Origin of the sequence: Nocardioides agariphilus (genome assembly GCF_015352445.1) — a bacterium.
Classification (GTDB): domain Bacteria; phylum Actinomycetota; class Actinomycetes; order Propionibacteriales; family Nocardioidaceae; genus Nocardioides; species Nocardioides agariphilus.
This window is the reverse complement of record NZ_JADKPO010000008.1, coordinates 150,790-174,707: the sequence shown is the minus strand read 5'-3', so window position 1 is coordinate 174,707 and position 23,918 is coordinate 150,790. Positions and strand designations below refer to the sequence as shown.

Annotated in this window: 18 protein-coding genes; 1 reads left to right on the top strand and 17 read right to left on the bottom strand. The window is 70.8% G+C overall.

Translation table 11 applies throughout. The features are described from left to right. Positions 1-155: 155 nt before the first annotated feature. The 11 genes from ISU10_RS08135 to ISU10_RS08085 form a co-directional block, all read right to left on the bottom strand. On the bottom strand, positions 156-1,316 hold the full coding sequence (locus ISU10_RS08135; protein WP_194695869.1) for an acyl-CoA dehydrogenase family protein: 1,161 nt from the start codon (positions 1,314-1,316) through the stop codon (positions 156-158). 45 nt (positions 1,317-1,361) lie between these two features. After that, a complete protein-coding gene (locus tag ISU10_RS08130) occupies positions 1,362-3,314 on the bottom strand; it encodes an acetyl/propionyl/methylcrotonyl-CoA carboxylase subunit alpha (RefSeq protein ID WP_194695868.1) in 1,953 nt (650 codons plus the stop codon). Further along, positions 3,311-4,888 (bottom strand): acyl-CoA carboxylase subunit beta, encoded by a 1,578-nt coding sequence (locus ISU10_RS08125; RefSeq protein WP_194695867.1) that lies wholly within the window; start codon positions 4,886-4,888, stop codon positions 3,311-3,313. The genes ISU10_RS08130 and ISU10_RS08125 overlap by 4 nt, the downstream gene beginning before the upstream one ends. Further along, a complete protein-coding gene (locus tag ISU10_RS24075; protein WP_370864972.1) occupies positions 4,885-6,024 on the bottom strand; it encodes an acyl-CoA dehydrogenase family protein in 1,140 nt (379 codons plus the stop codon). Before ISU10_RS24075 ends, ISU10_RS08125 begins: the two co-directional genes overlap by 4 nt. Next, positions 6,021-7,871, bottom strand: coding sequence for an acyclic terpene utilization AtuA family protein (locus tag ISU10_RS08115; RefSeq protein WP_370864971.1), 1,851 nt, complete (start codon positions 7,869-7,871; stop codon positions 6,021-6,023). The genes ISU10_RS24075 and ISU10_RS08115 overlap by 4 nt, the downstream gene beginning before the upstream one ends. Next, positions 7,864-8,649 carry a TIGR03084 family metal-binding protein gene (locus ISU10_RS08110; protein WP_370864969.1) on the bottom strand — a complete coding sequence of 262 codons (786 nt, stop codon included), beginning with the start codon at positions 8,647-8,649 and terminating at the stop codon, positions 7,864-7,866. The genes ISU10_RS08115 and ISU10_RS08110 overlap by 8 nt, the downstream gene beginning before the upstream one ends. After that, positions 8,646-9,251, bottom strand: a complete 606-nt coding sequence (locus tag ISU10_RS08105; RefSeq protein WP_370864968.1) for a TetR/AcrR family transcriptional regulator — start codon at positions 9,249-9,251, stop codon at positions 8,646-8,648. The genes ISU10_RS08110 and ISU10_RS08105 overlap by 4 nt, the downstream gene beginning before the upstream one ends. Positions 9,252-9,448: 197 nt before the next feature. Then, the gene (locus ISU10_RS08100) at positions 9,449-12,097 is read right to left on the bottom strand and encodes an ABC transporter permease (protein WP_194695865.1); all 2,649 of its coding nucleotides are present in this window, start codon (positions 12,095-12,097) and stop codon (positions 9,449-9,451) included. Between the two features lie 47 nt (positions 12,098-12,144). Beyond that, on the bottom strand, positions 12,145-12,873 hold the full coding sequence (locus ISU10_RS08095) for an ABC transporter ATP-binding protein (protein WP_194695864.1): 729 nt from the start codon (positions 12,871-12,873) through the stop codon (positions 12,145-12,147). Continuing rightward, positions 12,870-13,493, bottom strand: a complete 624-nt coding sequence (locus ISU10_RS08090; protein WP_194695863.1) for a PadR family transcriptional regulator — start codon at positions 13,491-13,493, stop codon at positions 12,870-12,872. The genes ISU10_RS08095 and ISU10_RS08090 overlap by 4 nt, the downstream gene beginning before the upstream one ends. 565 nt (positions 13,494-14,058) lie before the next feature. After that, positions 14,059-16,290, bottom strand: coding sequence for a peroxidase family protein (locus ISU10_RS08085; RefSeq protein ID WP_194695862.1), 2,232 nt, complete (start codon positions 16,288-16,290; stop codon positions 14,059-14,061). A gap of 59 nt (positions 16,291-16,349) precedes the next feature. Between ISU10_RS08085 and ISU10_RS08080 the strand changes: the two genes are divergently transcribed. After that, entirely contained in the window at positions 16,350-17,891 is a 1,542-nt protein-coding gene (locus ISU10_RS08080; RefSeq protein ID WP_194695861.1) for a lipoxygenase family protein, read from the top strand. Positions 17,892-17,894: 3 nt separating this feature from the next. On the opposite strand, the gene ISU10_RS08075 is transcribed toward ISU10_RS08080, so the two are convergent. Genes ISU10_RS08075 through ISU10_RS08050 form a run of 6 tightly spaced genes read right to left on the bottom strand, consistent with a single transcriptional unit; the run spans position 17,895 to position 23,887 of the window. Next, positions 17,895-18,521, bottom strand: a complete 627-nt coding sequence (locus ISU10_RS08075; protein ID WP_194695860.1) for a histidine phosphatase family protein — start codon at positions 18,519-18,521, stop codon at positions 17,895-17,897. Positions 18,522-18,524: 3 nt separating this feature from the next. Beyond that, the gene (locus ISU10_RS08070) at positions 18,525-19,598 is read right to left on the bottom strand and encodes a phosphotransferase family protein (protein WP_194695859.1); all 1,074 of its coding nucleotides are present in this window, start codon (positions 19,596-19,598) and stop codon (positions 18,525-18,527) included. Beyond that, positions 19,595-20,362, bottom strand: a complete 768-nt coding sequence (locus ISU10_RS08065) for an SDR family NAD(P)-dependent oxidoreductase (RefSeq protein ID WP_194695858.1) — start codon at positions 20,360-20,362, stop codon at positions 19,595-19,597. The genes ISU10_RS08070 and ISU10_RS08065 overlap by 4 nt, the downstream gene beginning before the upstream one ends. Next, positions 20,359-21,606 carry an acyl-CoA dehydrogenase family protein gene (locus ISU10_RS08060; RefSeq protein ID WP_194695857.1) on the bottom strand — a complete coding sequence of 416 codons (1,248 nt, stop codon included), beginning with the start codon at positions 21,604-21,606 and terminating at the stop codon, positions 20,359-20,361. The genes ISU10_RS08065 and ISU10_RS08060 overlap by 4 nt, the downstream gene beginning before the upstream one ends. Before the next feature lie 45 nt (positions 21,607-21,651). Continuing rightward, on the bottom strand, positions 21,652-23,202 hold the full coding sequence (locus tag ISU10_RS08055) for a hypothetical protein (RefSeq protein ID WP_194695856.1): 1,551 nt from the start codon (positions 23,200-23,202) through the stop codon (positions 21,652-21,654). Beyond that, a complete protein-coding gene (locus tag ISU10_RS08050) occupies positions 23,177-23,887 on the bottom strand; it encodes an ABC transporter ATP-binding protein (RefSeq protein ID WP_194695855.1) in 711 nt (236 codons plus the stop codon). The genes ISU10_RS08055 and ISU10_RS08050 overlap by 26 nt, the downstream gene beginning before the upstream one ends. Positions 23,888-23,918: the final 31 nt, after the last annotated feature.

Below are 23,918 nucleotides of genomic sequence, written 5' to 3'. Positions count from 1 at the left end.
CCGAACCGTAGCCAGCGTGGTTTCGAGACGGGACTTCGTCCCTCCTCAACCAACGACCGAACCGTAGCCAGCGTGGTTTCGAGACGGGACTTCGTCCCTCCTCAACCAACGATCAGACGAGACGGGACTTCGTCCCTCCTCAACCAACGATCGGGCTAGTAGGACTTGGGCAGGCCCAGGGAGTGCATGGCGACGAAGTTGAGGATCATCTCGCGGGTGACGGGGGCGATCCGGCCGGCGCGGGTGGCGACGAGGAGGCCGGCCATGCCGTACTCCTGGGTGATCCCGTTGCCGCCGTAGGTCTGCACCGCTCGGTCGGCTGCGTCGCAGGCCGCCTCGGCGGCGGCGTACTTCGCCATGTTGGCTGCCTCGCCCGCACCCAGGTCGTCACCGGCGTCGACGAGCGCCGCGGCCTTCTGCGTCATCAGCCTGGCCAGCTCGACCTCGATCTTCGACTGTGCCAGCGGATGCGCGATCGCCTGGTGCGAGCCGATCGGGCCTTGGAAGACGGTGCGCTCCTTGGCGTAGGCCACCGCCTTGTCGATCGCGAACCGGGCCAGCCCCGTGGAGAACGACGCCGCCATGATCCGCTCGGGGTTCAGGCCCGCGAACAGCTGCACCAACCCGGCATCCTCGTCGCCGACCAGCGCATCGGCCGGCAACCGCACGTCGTCGATGAACACCCCGAACTGCAGCTCGGGACTGACGATCTCCATCGGGATGTGGCGGTACTCGAACCCGTCGGCGTCGGTCGGCACCACGAACAGGCAGGGCTTGAGCTTGCCGGTCTTGCTGTCGGTGGTGCGCGCGACGACAAGCACGTTGTCGGCCTCGTCGACCCCTGAGATGTAGATCTTGCGGCCGTTGAGCACCCACTCGTCGCCGTCTCTGCGAGCGGTCGTGGTGATGTTGTGGGAGTTGGTGCCGGCGTCGGGCTCGGTGATCGCGAACGCCATCGTGCCGGTCCCGTCGGCGATGCCGGGCAGCCAGCGCTGCTTCTGCTCGGGCGTGCCGTAGCGCGCGATCACCGTGCCGCAGATGGCCGGGCTGACGACCATCATCAACAGCGGGCAGCCCTGCGCCGCCAGCTCCTCGCAGACCGCCGCGATGTCGCCGATGCCGCCGCCACCGCCGCCGTACTCCTCGGGGATGTTGATGCCCAGGTAGCCGTTCTTGCCCATCTCGAGCCAGAGGTCGGTGGTCTTGCCGCCGCTGCGCGCCTGCCGGGTGAAGTAGTCGCGGCCGTACTTGCCGGCGAGCCTGGCGACCTGTCGGCGCAGCTCCTGGCGCTCGTCGGACTCGGTGAAGGTGTTCACGGCTTGGCTCCTTGGTGGTGGTTTCGAGGCTCGCAGGCTCGCATCTCAAGCACCGGGCGGTGCTACGACGGCCAGCACCTCGCCGGCTGCGACCTGTTGTCCTGCTCGTACGTCGATCCGGGCGACCACCCCGTCGTGCGGCGCCGTCACCGTGTGCTGCATCTTCATCGCCTCCAGCACGAGCACGGGTTGACCCGCTGTGACGTGGTCGCCCTGCCCGATCGCGACGCGAACGACCGTGCCGGGCATCGGGGCGAGCAGGCTGCCGCTCGCCACCGCGTCGGCCGGGTCGGTGAAGCGGGGCCTGCGCGCGAGGCGGAGATGCCCGGTCGGGCCGTCCACGTCGACGATGTTGCCGGCGATGGTGACGTCGTAGGTCGTGCGGACGGAGTCGGTCTCGAGAGTCACACCCCACCCACCGTCGGTCGAGCTCGTCGAGACCACGGAGGTCTCGTCAGGCTCGGTCCACCCGAGCCGGTAGCCATCTGGGCCGAACGACCACTCCACGACCATCGGCTCGCCGGTCGGGCCCGTCGGGACCAGCTCCGTGCGGTGCGGCTGGCTCGGCACGTTGCGCCAGCCGACAGGGATGCCTGCCTGGACGGTGCGCGCCGCCCCGGCCTGCTCGGCCAGTGCGATGGCGGCAGCGACAGCGTGTGCCGATGGTTTCGAGACGGGCGCTAGCGCGCCCTCCTCGACCAACGGTCCATCCAAGAAGGCAGTCGACACGTCGCCGGAGAGGAACGCCTCGGACCGCAGCACCTCGACCAGCTGGTCGCGGTTGGTCCTCAGGCCGTGGATGCGGGCGCGGGCCAGGGTGTCGGCCAGCTTGCGCGCGGCCTGTCCGCGGGTCGCACCGTGACAGATCACCTTGGCCAGCATCGCGTCGTAGAAGGTGGAGACCGTCGAGCCCGACTCGTAGCCGGAGTCGACGCGGACGCCATCGCCCACCGGGATATCGAAGCGGGTCAGCACCCCCGACTGCGGTTGGTGGTCGGCGGCCGGGTCCTCGGCGTAGACCCGCGCCTCGATCGCGTGGCCGTGCGGCTCGACGACGATGCCCGTCGCGTCGTGGTCCTCGACGGTCCGCAGCTGGAGCTCGACGAGGTCGAGCCCGCTGACGAGCTCGGTGACGGGGTGCTCGACCTGGAGGCGGGTGTTCATCTCCAGGAACCAGAACCGACCTGTCCCGGCGTCGTAGAGGAACTCGACGGTTCCCGCACCGCGGTAGTCGATCGCCTCCGCCGCGGCGCGCGCGGCGGCGTGCAGAGCCTCACGGGTCTCGAGAGGAAGGTGCGGGGCGGGCGACTCCTCGACCACCTTCTGGTGGCGGCGCTGGATCGAGCAGTCCCGCTCGCCGAGCACCGAGATGTTGCCGTGCCAGTCGCCCCAGACCTGCACCTCGACGTGGCGTCCGTGCTCGACGTACGGCTCGATGAACACCGTCTCGTCGCCGAACGCGGACAGCGCCTCTGCCCGGGCCGCCGCTACCTCGGCGTCGAGGTCGCCCAGACGTCGTACGACGCGCATCCCGCGCCCACCGCCACCTGCGGAGGCCTTCACCAGCAAGGGCAGGTCCGCCTCGGCCGGGACGGCGGGCGCCTCCAGGACGGGCACGCCGGCCTCGCGCATGATCCGCTTGGCCTCGATCTTGGACCCCATCGCCTCGATCGACTCCGGTGTCGGCCCGATCCACGCCAGCCCGGCATGGAGGACGGCGCGCGCGAAGTCGGCGTTCTCGGACAGGAATCCGTAGCCGGGATGAACGGCGTCGGCACCCGCCTTCACAGCCGCCTCGATGAGCAGGTCGGCCCGGAGATAGGTGTCGGCGGGAGCGGTGCCCCGCAGCGCGACCGCGTAGTCGGCCTCGCGGACGTACGGCAGCTCCGCGTCCGCGTCGGAGTGGACGGCGACCGTCTCGATGCCGAGCCGGCGGCAGGTACGGAAGACCCGCGAGGCGATCTCCGCACGGTTCGCGACGAGGACTCTCCTGATCACGTGCGGAACACCCCGTAGCCATCGGCCCCGCGGATCGGGGCGTTCTCGATGACCGACAGGCAGATCGCCAGGACCGTGCGGGTGTCGCGAGGGTCGATCACGCCGTCGTCGTAGAGCATCCCGCTGAGGAAGAGCGGCAGGCTCTGCTCCTCGACCGACTGCTCGACGTAGGCCCGCATGCCGGCGTCGCCCTCCTCGTCGTAGGCCTGCCCACGCGCCTCCGCAGCGGCGCGCGCCACGATCGAGAGCACGCCGGCGAGTTGGGCGGGTCCCATCACTGCGGACTTCGCCGACGGCCAGCTGAACAGGAAGCGGGGATCGTAGGCCCGGCCGTTCATGCCGTAGTTCCCCGCACCGTAGGAAGCGCCCATGATCACGCTGAGGTGCGGCACCGAGCTGTTGCTGACGGCGTTGATCATCTGGGCGCCGTGCTTGATGATCCCGCCCTGCTCGTACTCCGCGCCGACCATGTAGCCGGTGGTGTTGTGCAGGAACAGCAGGGGCACGTCGATCTGGTTGGCCAGCTGGATGAACTGCGTGGCCTTCTGTGCCTCCTCGCTGAACAGCACGCCCTGGGCGTTGGCCAGGATGCCGATCTGGCGTCCGTGCAACCTGGCCCAGCCGGTGACGAGCGAGCTGCCATAGAGCGGCTTGAACTCGTCGAAGGGCCGCTCGTTGCCAGGCCCGGTCCCGTCGCAGATCCGCACGATCACCTCGCGCGGGTCGAAGGGCTCCTTGAGGTCGGTGGGGACCAGGTCCAGCAGGCCGTCCGGATCCTCGTCGGGGTCGCGCCACTCGGTGGCAGAGGAGGGCGGATAGGGCTTGCGCCAGTTCAACCTCGCGACGATCCGCCGCCCGATCCGGATGGCGTCGTACTCGTCCTGGGCGAGGTAGTCGGCCAGTCCCGACATCCGCGCGTGCATCTCGGCGCCACCGAGCGACTCGTCGTCGGACTCCTCACCGGTGGCCATCTTCACCAGTGGAGGGCCGCCGAGGAACACCTTGGCCTGCTCCTTGACCATCACGGTGTAGTCGCTCATGCCGGGCACGTAGGCGCCACCTGCGGTGGAGTTGCCGAACACCAGCGCGATCGTCGGCTGGCGGCGGGCCGAGGCGCGGGTCAGGTCGCGAAACAGCCGCCCGCCCGGGATGAAGATCTCCTTCTGCGTGGGCAGGTCGGCACCTCCTGACTCCACGAGCGAGATCGTCGGGAGGTTGTTCTCCTCGGCGATCTGGGCGGCCCTGAAGACCTTTTTCACCGTCCACGGGTTGCTGGCGCCGCCCTTGACCGTCGGGTCGTTGGCGGTGATCAGGCACTCCACGCCCTCGACCACACCGATGCCGGTGACCACCGACGCACCGACGGCGAAGTCCGAGCCCCAGCCGGCCAGAGGGGACAGCTCGAGGAACGCCGAGCCCTCGTCGACGAGCAGCTCGATGCGCTCGCGCGCCAGCAGCTTGCCCCGGGCGTGGTGCCGGTCGACGTACTTCGGTCCTCCGCCCGCCACTGCCTTGGCGACCTCGGCGTCGAGGTCGGCGATCTTGGCCAGCATGGCCTCTCGGTTCGTCGTCATGCATACCCCAACAGCCTGGCCGCCAGGTCGGTGAGCACTTCGGTCGCGCCACCGCCGATCGGCAGGATGCGGGCGTCGCGGTAGTGCCGCTCCACCTCGGTGCCGTGGAGGTAGCCGGTGCCACCGTGCAGCTGGACGGCCGCGTCGCAGACGGCGACCGCGGTCTCGACGGCCGTCTGCTTGGCCAGGCAGGCCTCGGCCATCACGTTCTCGCCGGCGACGTACCGCCGCGCCACTTCACGCACGTAGGTGCGGGCGACGTCCACCTGACGATGCATCTCCACCAGCTGGTGCCGCACCACCTGCCTGCTGGCCAACGGGCGCCCGAATGTCTGACGCTCCTGGACGTAGGCCTTGGTGAGGGCCAGCGAGCGGGCCGCGATGCCGTAGCCGTGGACGGCCAGGGCGATGCGCTCGGTGACGAAGTGCTCGGCGATCTGGGCGAACCCGGCGTTCTCCTCGCCGACCAGGTTGGTGGCCGGCACCCGCACGGATGCGAAGCCCAGCTCGGCCGTGTCGGAGCAGTGCCACCCCATCTTGCGCAGAGTCCGGTCGACGGTGAGCCCAGGGGTGTCCTTCTCCACGACGAGCAGGGAGATCCCGCCCGCCCCGGGCCCACCCGTCCGCACAGCAGTGGTCACGAAGTCCGCGCGGACGCCACTGGTGATGAAGGTCTTGGTGCCGTCGACGAGGTACTCGGGTTCGGCGGTCGATCCTGTCGGGACCTCCCGCCGTGCCGTGGTCCGGATCGCCGCCACGTCGGAACCGCCATCGGGCTCGGTGATCGCGAGTGCGCCGATCGTCTCGCCGGCGAGCGTCGGCCTGACGAACCGGTCGACGAGGTACTCGTTGCGGGAGGCTGCGAGGTGCGGCAGGGCGATGCCGCCGGTGAACAGCGCCGCCATCAGCCCGCTGGAGGCACCCGCCTCGAACATGGCCTCCTGCACGTCGATGGAGTCGAGCAGGTCACCGCCTTGGCCACCGACCTCCTCGGGGAAGCAGATGCCGAGGAGTCCCTGCTTGGCGGCCGCGAGGTGCAGCGAGCGCGGCACCTCGCCCGCGTCCTCCCAGTCCTGGAGGTGGGGGGTGACCTCGCGCCTGACGAACTCGGCCGCCGTCTCCCGGATGGCGCTCACAACAGGTCCTCCGGAATCTCGACGAACCGGGCGCGCGCCCACTCACCGAGCCCCTTGGCCTGCGGGTCGAAGCGGGTCGAGGCTGCCACGCCCTCGCCGAGCAGGCCGTGGATCACGACGTTGACGCCGCCGAGGTTCGCCAGCGGGTGCACGTCCACGTCGAGGTCGCGGGCCTCGGGCAGCAGGTCACGCACGAACTGGGGGGTGACGGTGCCCAGCAGCCAGGCGACGCGGGCGGCGTACGGGTCCTGATCGTGCCTGACCCAGAGCCCGAGGTTGGCGTCGCCGCCCTTGTCGCCGGACCGGGCGTGCACGAACGTGCCGAGCGGGACGCGAACCCCGCTGGTCGAGGAAGGCGCGCTAGCGTGCGGCTCACACCCGCTGGTCGAGGAAGGCGCGCTAGCGTGCGGCTCACACCCGCTGGTCGAGGAAGGCGCGCTAGCGCCTGTCTCGAGACCCGGTGAGAGACGCGCGTCCTGCTCAAGCCCGCTGGTCGAGGAAGGCGCGCTAGCGCCTGTCTGCGCAACCTCCTCGACCTCCGGATGCACATGCGCGACCACCTCGACGCGCCCATCGGCGTGGTGGACGGTGTGGGTGACCGACGAGCGCTCGACGTACTCGGCGCGGTAGACGCCGTAGGGCTTCGCATCGCCGGGTGGGGAGGTCATGGTGAACCCGGGGTAGGACGCCAGGGCAAGCTCGACGGCGGCAGCGGAGAAGGCGCGCCCGACCGGCTCGGGCGAGGAGTCCTGGACGTGGACACGCACCAGCGTCGACGCGTTCTCCTCGGTGTCGGCGTCCTCCCGCGGCAACGGGCCGAGCGTCGTGGTGATCGACTGTGCGCGCACCCTGTGCCCGAGCTGGGCGCGCACCCAGACCGCCTTCTCCTCCACCTCCAGCCCGGTCACCACGAACTCGACGCTGTTGCGGTAGCCGCCGAGCTCGGTGATGCCGACCTTGAGCAGCTCGGGCGGCGCCGAGCCCCTGACCCTCGCGATCGCGACCCTGTCCTCGCCGGCGTCCGACAGCTCGACGGAGGTGAGGTCGGTGGTGACGTCGGGGTTGAGGTACGCCGGTCCCTGCACCTCGTACATCAGCTGCGCTGTCACCGTGTCGACGCTGACCATCCCGCCGGTGCCGGGGTGCTTGGTGATGACCGACGAGCCGTCGGCCGCGACCTCCGCGAGCGGGAAGCCCAGCGGCCGGCTCGGGTGGGGGATCTGCCGGAAGCCCGAGAAGTTGCCTCCGGTCGCCTGGCACCCGCACTCGAGCACGTGACCGGCGACGACGGCGCCGGCCAGGGCGTCGTACGCCGTGTGGTCCCACCGGTGCCACCACGCCGCCGGGCCGACCACGAGCGAGGCGTCGGTGACGCGGCCGGTCACCACGACGTCGGCGCCACCGGCGAGGGCGGACGCGATGCCGAACCCACCGAGGTACGTGTTGGCCGTCAAAGCACCCTCGAACCCCAGGCTGCGTGCGTCATCGCCGTCGACGTAGGCGATGCAGGGCTGGAGGCCGAGGCCGGAGGCCACCTCGCGGATCCGGGCTGCGAGGCCCTCCGGGTTGAGGCCTCCCGCATTGGAGACGATCCTGACGCCCTGCTCCAGGGCCAGGCCGAGGCAGTCCTCGAGCTGTCGCGCGAACGTCTTCGCATAGCCCAGCGAGGGGTCCTTCAGCTGGTCGCGACCCAGGATCAGCATGGTCAGCTCGGCGAGGTAGTCGCCGGTGAGCACGTCGAGTCGCGCACCCTCGAGCATCTCGCGCATCGCCGAGAGCCGGTCGCCGTAGAAGCCGGAGCAGTTGCCGATCAACAGTCCCCGTTCGCGCTCGTCGAGATCAGCCACGAGGTGGCCGCCCCTCACCGGTCGGCCCCGCGAAGCACTGCGCGATGTCGAGCCAGCGGTCGGCCCCGGCACCCGACGCGACCAGAGCCGTGTCGCTGCGGTGGATGCGCTGGGTGACGAGGAGGCAGAAGTCGTAGGCCGGGCCGGTCACGGACTGGGCCGCGTCTTCGGGACCCCAGGTCCACACCTCCCCGGAGGGAGCGGCCAGCGACACCAGGAACCTCTCGCCGGGCGGCTCCTCGGAGTGGGTCGCGAACGCGAAGTCCCGGGTGATCACCCCGAGGTGGGCGACGTGCCGGATGCGGTCGGTGACGTCAGGGTCGACACCGAGTGCGGCGTACACGTCGAGACCGTGTGCCCAGGTCTCCATGAACCGCGCGGTCGCCATCGACGTCGCCGACATCGGCGGGCCGTACCACGGCATCCGCTGGCCCTCGGGATAGGTGCGCAGGACATCGGCGAGGCGTCTGCGAGCAGCACGCCACCTCGTCAGCAGCTCTGCGGAAGGTACGGCGCCGGCGGCGGCAGCGTTGTCGACGGCGTGCTCGGGGTCCTCGAACGCCTGCATGACCAGGGCGTCCCAGGCCGCCTTGTCGGTGGCAGCGGCCGTCGCCGCCTCGTCGGTCCACGCCAGGTGGGCGATCACCGTGGCGATGTCCCAGCCCTCGGCCGGGGTTGCCGTGTGCCATCTCGACTCGTCGAGAGGGGCCACGACCGCCTCCAGCCGGTCACCCTCGGCGGCCAGGTCGGCGAGCACGGTCTCCAGCAGCGCGTTCACGCGAGCGCCTCCTGCAAGGTGACGGCCCAGCGGTCGAGGACCCGCTTGCGGCGCCGTGCGTCGTCGGTGATGGTGTCGGCCAGCCCGAGACCGCGGACGAGGTCGAGGGTGGCCTGCACGAGCTCGCGTACACCGGTGCGTGACTCGTCGACGCCCAGCAGCTCGACGGTCATCCGATGGGTCTGGCGACCGACCCGTTGCTCGAGGGGCGCCACCGCCTCGCGCAGGGTCTCGTCGGTGCGGGCGGCCACCCACAGCTCCAGAGCCGCGGTGAACACCGGCGAGGTGAAGTGATCGGCCAGCAGCTCCAGCACGGCCCGCGTCCGCCGGGCGCCCCGGGGCAGGCCGCGCTCGGCTGCGGCAGCGAGCTCGGCTCCGCGCACTTCGGTCAGGTGCTCCACGGCCGCCACCACCAGGTCGTTCTTGGTCGGGAAGTGGTGCAGCTGGGCACCGCGTGACACCCCGGCCCGCTCACTGACCGATGTCGTCGACGTCCCCGCGAAGCCGCGCTCGACCAGGAGCTCGACCGTGGCCTCCATCAGCCGAGCGCGCATCGCGCGGGTGCGCTCCTCCTGGGGGACGCGAGCGGTCGCGGCGGGCACGCGCCCATCGTGGCGGCGTACTAACAAACAGTCAAGCCTGCTTGTTTCTGGTAGGGGCAGGCTGGCCATGGATTACCCGGCCGGCCGGGTAATCCATGGGTTGTCGGCCAATGCATGTCGTGCCAACCCATAGAACTGGCGGGCAACCTGCGTCCCGCTGTCCTCGCTGGTCGAGAAAGGACACGGCCGGCGATTGGTCAGTCCAGGCGGGCGACCAGGGGAAGCCGCGACCGGGCAGTCAGCCCGACGATCAGCGAGGTCACGAGCGGCAGGACCACGACCAGGCCCACGATCATCAGCCAGGGGATGTCCACGAAGTGACTGGGCAGCGGGTCGCCGGCGGCGTCGAGGCCGCTCGCGTAGTAGGTCGTCGAGGTCAACGGATAGGTCACCGCGATGCCGGGGATGAACCCGACCGCCGCGCCGAGCAGCGCGCCGACGGCGCCGACGACCAGGGCGTAGGCAGCCGCCACACCGCGGCGGGTGCGCGGCGCCGCTCCGACCGCCGACAGCGTCGCCAGGTCGGGCTTCGCGTCGGAGAGCGCGAGGAACGTGGCGGTCAAGGTGCCCCCGAGCATCAAGACCGCGCCGAGGCCGAACAGGATGCCCAAGAGGATCAGGGTCGCGTCGTCGGCCTGGTAGCCGCGTTCGACGAAGAGGTAGGCATTGCTGTCCAGGCCCCGCAGCTCCTCCTGGATCCGGTCCTCGTCGGCCTTGCTGAGCCCATGGGCGTCGAGCAGGAGCCCCGTCGTGGAGGAGGTCAGCCCGAGTGGGTCGAGGACACCATCGGCGACCACCGCCATGGCCGGACCGTAGCCCCGCACCTGGAGGAAGTAGGCGGGCAGCTGGAGCGGCTCGAGGGCGTCGTCGTCCGAGCCGTCGTCGCTGTAGCGAGTGCCGCCCACGACGACGCGGTCGCCATCGACGCGAGCGTCGGTGAACACCACGATCCCGCCCTGCTGGATCGTCCGCCGCGCCGCGTCGAGATCGCCGTCGCGGACAGGTGAGGCAAGACCCAGCATGTCGGGTCCGACGAGCAGGTTGCCGAACGTGCCGGAGTAGCTCTGCATGAACATCTCGCGCTCCGGCCTGTCCGGTCGGCGGAGCTCGACGTCGACGAAGGAGCCAGCAGAGGGGGCGTCGTAGGAGACCACCTCCGACACTCGCGCGCCAGGATCCTGACGGTGGATCGCGTCGGCGTAGGCCGACCAGTCGATCGGGTCGTCGCCCTCCTCGGCGTACGACGTGACGCTGGCCATCCCCATCGCGAGCTGCGGCTGGTAAGTCGCCTCCGACTCGGCAGCGTCACTGGCATTGCCGATCCCGAGCGCCACCACGCCCGCGACGGTCGCGGCAACGGCGGCGACCGCAGGGACGGTGCGGGTGCGGTGACGGGCCGCATCGCGGACGGCGTAGCGGGCCACGAGGGGCAGCCGCCTGCTCAGCCTCGCGAGAGTGGTCACGACGACGGGTACCAGCAGGATCATGCCGAGGACGGACACGATGGCCGAGGCGGCGATCAGGGTGCTGCCACCGCCCAGCTGACCGGCGCCCGCCGCAGACGCGGCGACCCCGAGGCCGACGAGCACCAGGCCGAGCATCGGCGAGCGCAGGCCGGGCTTGCGGTCACCGCGGCGGCCGGCGAGCACCGCCACCACGTCTTGGCGCGAGGCGAGCCAGGCAGGGACGACGGCGGCCAGGAAGGCGCTGAGCAGGCCGAACGCCGCGACCGCCAGCAGATGCAGCGGACCCACCTCGAACGGGCCCAGCCACGAGTCGGAGAAGTGCTGCACCACGGGCAGCAGTGCCCACCCGACGGCGATGCCGAGTACGACGCCCAGCACGGCCGCGGTGCCGCCGAGTACGAGCCCACCGGCGAGGATCACGCGGCGGGCCTGTCTCGGAGTACCGCCGCTGGCCGCCATCAGCGCAAGCGTGCGCGCCTGGCGGCGAGTGCCGACGGCGAAGGCGGGTCCGGCGAGCAGCACGACCTCGAGCAGCGCCATCACGACGATCAAGACGACCACCGCGATCACCGACTCGTCAACGCCGGAGCTCCAGGACCGGATCTCGGCCGGGCGCTCGGAGTCGGGCGGTGGGTTCTCGATGACCGCGCGGGACAAGACGAGCGCACCGACGGCGTTGAGGGCCTGCACCTGCGACCAGGAGACCGCTCCGCCGCCGATCAGCCACTGGTGCGTGCCCTGGGTGTCGGCGCCGAGCGCGCCCGGCCGGGCAACGGCCCGCGGCCAGTTGCGTGAGGTGGTCGACTCGGCGATGCCGACGACGGTCAGGGTCTTGCCGTCGTGGATCGTGATGTCGTCGCCCAGCGCGAAGCCCTTGACGGCAAGGGCCGCGTTGATGGTGACCTCGGCATCGTCGGCCGGCCAACGTCCCGAGGTGAGCTTGAACAGGCCGTCTGCCAGTGGCGAGGAGACGTCGAGCTCGTTGGCGCCGATGTCGATGACCCCCCGGTCGGTGTCGACGCTCAGCTGGGTCTCGACCCACTCCGTGGCGGGGACCTCGCGACCGAGAGTGGCTCTCACCTGGGCCAGGGACGTGGCCTCCTGATCAGACCCGCCGGCTCCGGACGTCGACCCCGAGTTGGGGTCGAAGTCCTGGAGGACCTTGCCCGCACCGGGTTGGGCCGTCACCAGGGCATCGGCGGCGCCGAGGCGACGATCGAGGGACTCGACGCTGTTGACGTCGGAGGTCAGGTAGACCACGTCGGCCGCGCTGACGGCGAGCACCGGCAGCGCGATCATCACCAGCACCAGGATGCTGCGCCCCCGGTGGCGCAGCGCGTCGCGTCGCGCGATGCGCAGCGCTGGCCTCCACCGACTCATCAGGCCACTCGTCAGGCCACTCGTCAGGCCACTCATCAGGCCACTCATCAGGCGGGGTGGCCGGACTCGACCAGGGTCTCGACCTCGTCGGCCCCGGTCTCGTCGACGACGACGCCGTCGCGCAGGAACACCACGCGATCGGCCCACGCGGCATGGCGGGCCTCGTGGGTGACGAGGACTCCGGCCGCACCCGCGTCGCACCGGGAGCGCAGGAGCTTGAGGATCTCCTCACCGGTCGTGGTGTCGAGCGCGCCGGTGGGCTCGTCGGCCAGGATCAGGCGACGATCGCCGACGATCGCCCGGGCGATCGCGACCCGCTGCTGCTGGCCTCCCGACATCTCGTCGGGGAACCGGTCGGCGAGGTCCTCGATACCGACCTCCGCCAGGGCGGCTCGCGCCAGCCGGCGGGCCGCGGCCGAACGCTCGCCATCGAGCTCACGCGGCAGCGCGACGTTCTCGGCGGCCGTCAGTGCCGGGATCAGGTTGAAGTCCTGGAACACGTAGCCGATCGACGTACGGCGCATCCGCGCGCGGCCGGCATTGCCGAGGCCGCTCAGGTCGGTGCCCTCGACGTAGACGGCGCCGCTGGTCGGCGAGTCGAGCCCTCCGGCCAGGGTCAGCAGGGTCGACTTGCCGGAGCCGGAGGGCCCCATCACGGCCACGAGCTCCCCGGCGCGGGCCCGGAAGCCCACCGACCGGAGGGCATGGACCTCGGTTGCGCCCTCGCCGTGGATGCGGGAGACCTGGTCGAGGTGGAGCACGGTCGCCTCGCTCATCGGGAGACCTCCTCGACGGTCGCGGCCGACGGGTTGCCGGCTGATGGGCCCGCTGATGGGCCGGCTGCTGGTGCTACGGGGTCGTCGGCGCGTTCGGCTGCGGCGCGGCGCACCCGCGCCTCGCAGTGGTCGAGCCAGCGGATCTCCGCCTCGGCCGAGAAGACCAGCGAGTCGAGCACCAGGCTCCAGGCCAGGTCGCTGTCTGCCGTGCCGGAGGAGGCCTGCCGCTTGAGCCGGGTGTAGTCCTGCAGGGCGGTCATGGTCGCCGAGCGCTGGTGCTGGATGACGGTGCCGACGTCGACGCCGGGCACGGTCACCGCGAGGGCGAGCTTGATGGCCAGCTCATCGCGCGGCGGCTGGCTGCGGGCGACCGGGGTGGTGAACCACGCCGCGGCCTCCTCACGACCAGCCGCCGTCACGACGTACATCCCGTGTCCGTCTTCGTCGACCCCCGTGCCCTCGACGAGTCCGTCACGCTCGAGCCGCGAGAGCGTCGTGTAGACCTGCCCGACGTTGAGGGGCCAGGTGGCCCCCGTGCGCCGCTCGAACTCGGCCCGCAGCTGGTAGCCGTACATCGGCTTGTGCTCCAGCAGCGCCAGCAGCGCACTTCGGATGGTCATCCCCGTCGCCTCCCGATGGGCTCGTCCCACTGCCCCCGACAGGCCGTGGATACCGGGTATGTATACCACGTATACACGCGCGGCGGTCCCCCACGTGGTGGTAGCGCCGACGGCTCACCGATCGGCGCGCTGGTATAGCCCGTGCGTCATCGCAGGATCGGCGTTGCTGTTCACCGCCGACCTCGTCGGCGCTGCTCGGTGCCCGTGCTCCGGCAGTGACGCTCACGGTGGCGTCACGGGGTTTCGAGACGGGCGCTAGCGCGCCCTCCTCAACCAGCGGGCGCGGCGCTGGCGCGCCCTCCTCAACCAGCGGGCGCGGTGCCGGCGCGCCCTCCTCAACCAGCAGGCGCGGTGCCAGCGCGCCCTCCTCAACCAGCAGGCGCGGTGCTGGCGCGCCCTCCTCAACCAGCGGGCGCGGTGCTGGCGCGCACTCCTCAACCAGCGCGCGCGACGCCAGCGCGCCCTCCTCAACCAGCGGGCGCGACGCCAGCGCGCCCTCCTCAACCAGCAGGCGCGGCGCTGGCGCGCCTCCTCAACCAGCAGGCGCGGCGCTGGCGCGCCCTCCTCAACCAGCGGTGAGACTGTCGCCGGCCCAGGGGTCCTTGCGCTTCTTGTCCCAGGCGCGCAACGGGTGGCGGGCGGGGTCGAGACGGCCAAGGTCCCAGGGCTCGAAGGCGTTGTCGACGTTGGCCAGCCCGGTGTCGGCGAGCGCGGGCAGGTGCCGCAGCAGCACGTCCTTGAAGCGGGTGTTGTCGATCCAGGCCAGTCCCTCCGGCGTGTAGACCTCGGCGCGGTAGTCGATGGTGAAGAAGCGGTCGGCCAGCAGGCGCAGTGAGGCGTTCATGATGAAGATCTGGAACAGCGTCTCGCCGAACCCGAAGCCGGTCGGCCGGTGACCCTCCGACAGCGTGCCGACGAGGAGGTCCATGTCGTCGACCCGGTCACGGCCTGCCCCGTCGACGCCGTACACCTCACGCAGCGTGGCCACGCAGTCGCGGTCGTCGGTGAGGTCGTCGAAGGTGCGGATCGGCTTGAGCCCGAGCTCGCGCCGCAGCTGGTTGTAGTTGGGCACTCCGCGCTCGCGGTCGCGGTAGACGTCGAAGGCCGCGAGGTCGGCGACCGGGTGGCCGGGCACGGTGATGTCGCGCAGCGTGTCCGGGTAGTTGTTGTTAACCAGCTGGCAGGCCGACTGCTCTCCGAACGTGCGCGCCAGCGCATCCAGGCCGTACTGCGCGAGGAGAGCGGGTGACTGAGCGTGCCGCGTCCTTCCGGTCGGGACACTGCCCAGCGGCTGCCCGTCCAGGTCGACCATCCGCACCTCGTCGGGCAGCAGCGAGTGCAGGCGGTAGATGCTGACGAACTCCTCGGCCAGCCCGTAGCGCGGGCATTCGCCCTGGACGTTGCCCACGATGCCGCCGAGCTCGCGGCTCGTGATCGGGATGTCCTCCAGCACCTGCTTGCGGCCGTTGAGCACCTCGCCAACCAGGCCGAACCAGTTGCCGTACATGCCGTGCAACAGCGCCTCGTTGGGCAAGATCGCCGGTGTCCACTCGAGCGTGTGGATGCGCGCCATGGTGCCGACGTTGACCAGCCGCGCCGTCTGGAACAGCGCCTCGTCGTCCCAGTCAGGGTGCTTCTCGGCGAGCATCGCGGCGATCGCGTTGTGCTCCCTGACGAAGAGCGTGGTCAGCATCGCCAGCCCGACCCACCAGTTGCGCATGAAGCCGGTGCGCTCGGCACCCGTCTCCTGGTCGACCGGCAGCAGGCCGTCATCGGTGAGCAGCATCCGGCCGCCGGCGTGCTCGCGCAGCGAGTGCTGCGTATCCCAGTCGCTGCCGTAGAGCTGCGACCCGTCCCACCAGTGCGTCACCTCGTTGAGGAAGGTGTCGGGCAGTCCCTCGTCCTCCGGGTGGCGGGTCGGGTCCGGCATCGAGGCGCGGATCTCGATGTGGTCGATCCCGCGTTGGCGTAGTGGGTCGTCATCGGCCAGCGGGATCTGGTCGATGTGCGTGGCGTGGTTGGTGCCGTGGCTGATCCAGTCGTGGTTCTGGAACTGGATCCAGGCGGCGCCCCAGAGGTTGAGGTAGGGGAACTCGAGCCGAGGTCCCTTGGCTGCCAGCAGCTTGCGGCTGACCTCGCGCACGCTGACCGGGTTGGTCGCGGGGTTCTCGCGACGCCGTACGCCGGCCAGTCCCTGGTCGTCGCCGAGGTTGCGGAACAAGCGCGTGTAGGCCGCCCCGACCATCGGGTCGATCCGTCCATCGGCATCGGGACGCAGGTCGTTCCACGTGCCGTCGGCGGTCCGCCAGCGGCGGGCGAACTCAGGCACCTGCGTGTGCCCCTCGGCGTACCCCGTCTTGATGCCTTCGGGATAGGTGCGCTGCAGGTTGTTCTCGAAGAGGGTGTCGCGCATCCGTCCGAGCTTGAGCAGCTGCGGATAGCGTGCGAGTGACCTCGGCAGCCGGGCGCCCGTCCGGTACCAGTTGGTCCAGATCTCGTCGTCGATGTTGCGGGCCAGTCCACTCGTGACCAGGTGGAAGCCCTTCGAGCCGACCGCCCCCAGGGCCCGACCGAAGCCGACCTTCAATGGCCTGAGCCGGTCGCGTGCAGGTGTCGGGCCCGGGGGCGGCGGGGCCAGGTCGGGCGGGTCCTGCCACGCACCGTGGTCGCGCACCCGCGCGTAGGAGCGCGCATAGATCTCGTCCTGGTGCTCGCCCCGGGCGATGCCGATCGCCTCGTTGACGGCCGCGTGCCCGCCAGCATCGTCGACGGAGAGCTCGGTATCACGAAGGGCCATGGCCACTCCCAGAAGGTCGCGAGAGGCCCCAGCGTAGTCCCGAGGACTACCCTGGGAACATGCTCGAGAACGTGCGGTTCTCGGTGTACCGGGGCATCGTGGCGCGGTTCATGACCAAGGGGTTCGCCACCCACCCGGTCATCCCTCTGGCGCAGCCGCTGGACACCACCGTCGAGCACGTCGCGCACGACGACCTCTTCCCCCACCTGTCCCTGCCCGGCGTGCGAGTGCCCAGCTCGTTCATGCCGACCGACGATGCCCAGAAGCGACGCAGGCTGATTCGTACACGGTCGACACTGCGTGGACTGCTGGTGCGGCTGGCACCGACAACGACGCCGCCGGTGCCCACCGACCCGCAGGAGTTCCTCGACGCGGTCTACCACCCGGCGTACCGCAAGACCTGGCCTGCTCCGACCCTCCCGCCCGAGCTCGCCGGCGACCCCGACGAGATCGACGTGATCGCCGCCCTGGCGGTGCGCGGGCCGTTCGGGTCGTTCCTGCGGCTCGCCTCACCCGACGATGTGGCCGCCGGCGAGGCTGTCGAGGGCGAGTACGTCATCGACCTCTCCGACCACCTCGACCACGAGGTCCACCCGGGTCTCATGCGGCCAGGCGGCAAGGCGGTGCTGTCGGTCACGGACGGGGTGCTCAGCACCCGCACGGTGCTGCGACCCGATGGCGTCGACCAGCGACTCGCGCGTCGCGCCTTCGTGGCCGCTCTCAACGAGGAGATGACGACCTACCGGCACAACCTGGGACTCCACAACGTGGTGCTCACCGACATGTGCATCGCCACGACCAACCACCTCTCGCCGCGGCATCCCATCCGTCGCGTGCTGCAGCACACCTTCCACACCCTGCTGATCGGCAACCGCGAGAACGTCAGCGGCCAGCTCGCCGACCCGCTGAGCTTCGCCGTCACGCTGTTCTCGCACACGGCTGCCGGAGTCTCCACACTCGCCACCCGGCGTCTGGAGGCCTACGACTTCTGGGATCTCGAGCCTGGCCAGCAGTTCGCCCGGCGCGGCACGACGCAGACGCCGTTCGCCTATCCCTACCGCGACAACGTGCTCGAGCTGTGGCGGGTCAACCTCGCCTACGTCGCGGCGTACGTCGACCTCTACTACCCCGACGACGCAGCGGTCCGGGCCGACCGTGCCCTCTCGGCGTGGGCCGACGAGCTCGATGCGTTGCTGCCGAACCCGCTGACCAGGCCCGACGGCGGGCTCACGCGCGACTGGGTCACCCGCGTCTGCGCGACCGTGATCCACCTCTCGACCGTCGAGCACGACCTGCTCAACAACGTGATCTGGGACTACGGGACCTTCGGCTACCTGGTGCCGACGGTGGTGCCGGAGTCGGGCGAGCACATGGACCAGCTACGGGCGTTCGACCTGATCACCACGCTGTTCTTGACCTGGCGGCCCTTCAACATGCTCTTCGACTCGCACGTCGAGTCCATGGCGCTCGACGGTCCCGGCCGACAGGTCATGCTCGACTGGCTCGCCCGCCTCCACGAGGTGCAGCAGGCGATGGAGGCGCGCGGGCACGACCCGTCGCTGGCCTACCCCAAGAACTTCAACGTGAGCATCACCAACTGACCACTAGCGATAGGTGAGGAGCTCGCTCGGCAGGTGGCCGTGCTCGTTGAACGACACCAGCGTCCGGCCGCGAGAGCCGAGGACGACCTTGGTCAACGAGGCGTTGACGACGACGGGCGCGATGCGTTCGTAGGCCGCCGGCGAGGCGAGCAGGTGGGCCACGACGATCGAGATCGGACCACCGGAGGTGACCACCACGGTCGTGCCGTCACCGAGGGCGCCGAGACCGGCCAGCACGCGGTCGCGGAAATCCGGCCACGACTCGGCGTAGTCAGCGTCGTGGTCACCCGAGAGCCAGCGGCGCGTGGCCTTCTCGAACCACGCCTGGAACTGCCGTTCGTCCGGCTGGCCGTCGTAGTCCTGGGGTTGCGCGTCGAGCATGGCCAGGTGGTCGAACTCGTCCCACGCCTGTTCGACAGTGAGCACGACATCCCAGCCGGCGGCCTCGGCGATGAGCTCAGCGGTGCGCCGCTGGCGCTGCATGACGCCGTGCACGACCACGTCGGGCCGCAGCGTCCTCAGTGCGGCTCCGGTGGCACGTGCCTGCTGCTCGCCGACCGGCGAGAGCACGTCGTAGTCGGCGGCGCCGAAGGAGGCCTGCCCGTGACGGACCAGGAGGATCTGCCCCACAGCTCAGCCCTCCAGGATCCGGCGGCAGCGCTGCTCGAGGTACGCGACAGCCGGCCCGAAGACGGCGTAGGCCTCGTTGTGGGTCTGCCCGTGGAAGTAGCGGAACCAGATCTGCTGGGCGATCACCGCCAGGCGGAACAGGCCGAAGACCTCGTAGAACCGCCACTGCTCCGCGGTGACGTCGAGTCCCGAGCGGGCCGCGTAGTGCTCCACGATCTGCCAGCGCGACCACATGCCGGGCTCGTGGGACGGCTGGCGCCTGAACTGGCCGAAGTACTCGTCGTCGTCGGCCTGCACCCAGTAGGCGAGCGCACCGCCGAGGTCCATCAGCGGGTCGCCCACGGTGGCCATCTCCCAGTCGAGGACACCCGTGACGCGTAGGTCGTCCGGGGAGAGGACGAGGTTGTCGAACCGGTAGTCGTTGTGGATCAGGCACTGGCCGCGGTCCGGCGGCTGGTGCACGTCGAGCCACGTCGTGATCGGCGACCAGTCGCCGAGGTCGTCGGTGCGGGCGCGGCTCATCCGGTCCGTCCAGCCGGCCACCTGCCGACCGACGTACCCCTCGCCGCGGTTGAGCGCGGCTAGTGCCGGGATCGTCGCGACGTCGACGCCATGGAGGTCGACGAGCACGTCCCAGGCTCGCTCGCACAAGGTGGCGATCTCGTCCGGAGATGCCACGAAACCCAAGCGGCGTCTGGGGATCGTGCCCTCGAGCCGCTCCATGACGTAGAACTCCGAGCCGATCACCGACTCGTCGCGGCACAGACCGACCATCGTGGGGACGTAGGGGAACACCGGGGCCAGCGCCGCTTGGATGTCGTGCTCGCGGCCCATGTCGTGGGCCCCTCTGGCCTTGGCGCCGACCGGAGGGCGACGCAAGATGAGGTCTTGAGAGTCCCACTCCAACAAGTACGTCAGGTTGGAGGCGCCGCCGGGGAACTGCCGCACCTCGGGGGTGCCCCGGAGGTCGTAGGTCAGATGGTTCTGCTGGGCGTGCGCACGCAGCCAGGTGGCCACCGCCTCGACGTCGAAGGCGTCCTCCTCGCGGACCGGTCGGCTGTCGTCGCGGGTGCTCATCCGACGGTGTTCACCAGCTTGGCGGCCTGCGCGCGCATCACGGCGTCGTAGGCGGCTCGGTCGTGCTGCTTGAGCGCCCACGCGTCACGCGCAGGCTGGTCGGGCACGATCAGCTCGTCGCCGCGGTCGACGCCCTCGATGACGGCGGCGGCGATGTCGTCGGCCGTCAGCGACGAGCTCTCGACGAGCTGGGCGATGACGCCGGCCAGCGCGGTGTCGGCCCCTTGCATGGAGGAGAGCAGGTTGGTGCGGAAGTACGACGGGCACACCACGCTGGCCCGGACGCCGAAGGCCGCCAGCTCGTGGCCGGTGGTCTCGGTGAGCGCGACGACCGCTGCCTTCACGGCGTTGTAGGACGCCATGCCGGCGGGATGCACGAGGCCGGCCAGCGAGGCCACGTTGACGATGTGACCGGACCGCTGGCCCTTGAGCATCGGCACGAACGTCCGGGTGCCGCGCACCACGCCGTAGAGGTTGATCTCGGTGATCCAGCGCCACTCGTCGAGGGTCGCCATGTCGAGGCGTCCGCCGCCCGCGACGCCCGCGTTGTTGACCAGGATGTCGAGGCCACCCCAGCGCCGCTCGACCTCGGCGTAGGCGGCGGCCCAGTCGTCGTCGGACGTGACGTCGAGCGGCCACTGGTCGGTCGGGCTTGTCGAGACCCCGCCGAGGTCGGTGGCGAGCACGTCGTCACCGCGCTCCCGCCAGGCCTTCGTGAGCGCCGCGCCGAGACCGGAGGCCGCGCCGGTGACCAGGATCCTCATGCGTGCTTGGCGAGCTCGAGTCGGGCGACCATGCCGCGGTGCACCTCGTCGGGTCCGTCGGCGAGCCGGAGGGTCCGCGCGTTGACGTAGGCCATCGCGAGCGGGAAGTCATCGGACATGCCGCCGCCACCGTGGAGCTGGATCGCGAAGTCGATCACCTGCTGGGCGACGTTGGGCACCACGACCTTGATCTGGCTGACCTCGCTGAGGGCGGAGAGCGGGCCGCCCTGGTCGAGCTTCCACGCGGCGTTCAGCACCAGCAGCCTGGCCTGGTCGATGGCCATGCGGGCGTCGGCGATGCGCTCGCGGTTGCCGCCGAGGTCCACGAGCCGCTTGCCGAACGCCGTACGGCTGGTGCCTCGTCTGATCGCGAGCTCCAAGGCGACCTCGCAGAGCCCGATCAGCCGCATGCAGTGGTGGATCCGACCGGGACCCAACCGCCCCTGGGCGATCGCGAATCCCTGGCCAGGCCCGGAGATCACGTTGGCGAGAGGTACGCGAACGTCGGTGAAGGACACCTCGCCGTGTCCGATCGGCTCGTCCTGGTAGCCCATGGTCGAGAGCATTCGCTCGACCTTCACCCCGGCGGCGGCGCGAGGTACGAGCACCATCGAGTGGCGCCGGTGACGGTCGGCGTCCGCGTCCGTGACCCCCATGAAGACGAACACCTGGCAGTCCGGGTGGCCGACTCCGGTCGTCCACCACTTGCGGCCGTTGACGACGACCTCGTCGCCGTCGACCAGGCAGGTCGCCTCCATGTTGGTGGCGTCGGAGGACGCCACATCCGGCTCGGTCATCGCGAACGCGGACCGGATCCGGCCGTCGAGCAACGGCTCGAGCCACTCCTGGCGCTGGGCCTCGGACCCGTAGCGCAGGAGTACCTCCATGTTGCCGGTGTCGGGAGCGTTGCAGTTGAAGACGATCGGCGCGATCGCACTACGGCCCATCAGCTCGGCCAGCGGCGCGTAGTCGACGTTGGACAGACCCTCGCCACCGTCGGTGCCGAACCTGGCGGCGTACGGGCCCGCATGCTCCTTGGGGAGGAAGAGGTTCCACAGGCCCCGAGCGCGCGCCTTGGCCTTCAGGTCCTCGAGCACGGGCAGCGGGGTCCACTGGGTCCCCGTCTCGCGCGCCGCGGCCAGGTCCCGGTGGTAGTCCGGCTCGACGGGATCGACCTCGCTCGCCATGAAGTCCCGCACCCGATCGGTCAGCTCGGCAGCCCGCGGGGAGGGCGAGAAGTCCATGCCGGGCAGCGTAGTGCGGGTGATCGCCAGGAGATCTGGCGATGCCTACGAAGCGACCGCCATCACCACGCGGGAGCGCTCGACGGGGTCCTGCCAGCGGCGGGCGGTGCGAGCGAAGCGGAAGCCGGACCAGGCGAGGAGGGGGACGGCGAAGAGGAGGGACAGGCGCCAGTCGGGGAAGCGGGAGAGCGTCGAGAAGAGCAGACCGGTGAAGGTGGTCGAGAGGGCGAGCCGGGCCGAGTAGCCGACCATCACGACCGGGGGCGCGGGGGTGGCGCGGGCCGAGCGCATGTCGACCGGGAAGGGGCGTTGGGCCGACCATCGCAACGCGGCCGCCAGCACCTGCAAGGTGACCACGAGGACGAGCATCAGCATCGCCGCCAGCTCCGAGGCGCTCGGGACGCCTGCGCGCAGGGAGGCCATCACCAAGGTGACCAACGACGCCGCAAGCACGAACTCGGCGAGCACCAACGCCCGGGCGGCGAAGACCTGTCCGGGTAGCGCCGGCAGGTTCTCCCGCCACAGCAGGCCGCGACCGTCGAGGCACCAGGCGTTGACGCCGAACAGCAGCGCGCCACCCGAGGCGACCAGTCCGGGCAGGATCGTCATGTTGGTCCACGACATGTTGCCGAGGATGGCCACGATGCCGGGGCCCACGGCCAGCACGGTGATGCCGCGGCGCATCGGCACCGACCTCCAGACCGAGGCGCGGTCGATGCTGGCGAGCATGCCCACGACGGTCCGCGGCATCCTGCGCACGGGGTAGGCACCGCCCTCGACCTTGGCCTCGTCACGCGAGGGCAGCTTCGCGGCGAGGTGGGCGGGTACGGCGCCGAGGACGACCGTGGCCGCGATGACGACGAGCTCGAACCCGACCCCGGTCAGCCAGGAGGCGGTGAAGCCGTCGAGGCTGCGGGCCACCAGCCACAGCGTCGGCAGCCGGTCGAGGAAGTCGATCAGCTGGTCGGTGAGCTGGAGGTACGCCGCGCCGGCCGCGCAGGCGCCGACCAGCGCACGCACGACCCAGCGCCCGTGCGCGCGGCGTCGGATGGCCTCCATGGTCCAGGCGACGACCTGTGCGGCGCTGGTCGACACCACGAACCAGAGCAGACAGGTGATCAGCGCCGCCGGCACGGCGGACGCCGGGAGCGCGTAGGCCGCGCTGCCCAGGATGGTCCAGGCCTGCAGCAGCCACGCGATGTTGAGGGGCGCCATCAGCAGAGCACCCAGGTGGTCGGTGGTCGGGCTGACGGGGTAGGCCACGCCCTGCTCGCGGGAGAGCAGCTCACGGCCGCCGCCCGAGGCGACACCGGAGACGATGTTGAGGAGCAGGAAGGCCGCGAAGGCCGTCGGCATCACGATCAGGACGTCGTTGGACCGGGTGTCGGGCAGCGCCATCGGGACGGTGCAGACGGCGACGGTGATCCCGACGAGGATGCCGACGGCGATCCGTAGGGCCCGGCGCCGGCGTACGGTGCCGACCCGGAAGCGGACCAGGTGCGCGACGTCGGCGACCGCCCGGCGGGCAGCCTGGATGCTCGTGGGGTGCAGGGCCGCCGGGGACGCGGCGCTAGTCGAGGAGAGCCCGGTAGGCACGGGCCCCCTCCTCACCGGCCATCTCGGCGGCGCCGACGGTCGCGACCCGCGACCCTCCGCGCAGGACCAGCACCTCGCCGCAGGCCTGGATGGCCAGCTCTCTGAGGTGAGTGGAGACCATCGTGCAGGCGCCGCGGGCCCGGGCGTCGGCGATCACGTCCATGGTGGCCTCCACACCGATCGGGTCGACCCCGTCGAAGGGCTCGTCGAGCAGCAGGAGGCGCGGCTCGTGGAGGGCGGCGAGCACCACGCTGAGGCGTCGGCCCATGCCGTGGCTGAAGCCGCCGGTGATCCGGTGCGCGACCCCGCCGAGCTCGAAGCGCTCCAGCAGGTCGCGGGCGCGGTCCTCCCAGGAGTCGAGGCGGCGCAGCTTGGCCGACAGCTGGAGGTGCTCCCACGGTGTGGCGCGAGGGACCAGTCCGCCCACGTCGGGGCAGTAGCCGGTCATCTGCTTGACCGCGAGGGTGTGCCGACCGATGTCGAGGCCGTCGACCTCGACCGTGCCGGCTGTCGGCGGCACCAACCCGGCAAGGACCCGCATGGTGGTCGACTTGCCGGCTCCGTTGCGCCCGAGCAGCGCGGTCGCCTGGCCCGCGTATGCCTGCAGGTCGATGCCCGCGACCGCCTCCACCTCGCCGAAGCGCACGTGGAGACCACGGATGTCCACGACGGGCTGGGGGCTCACCCGGAGAATTCTGCCTGCCGAACGCTGATCG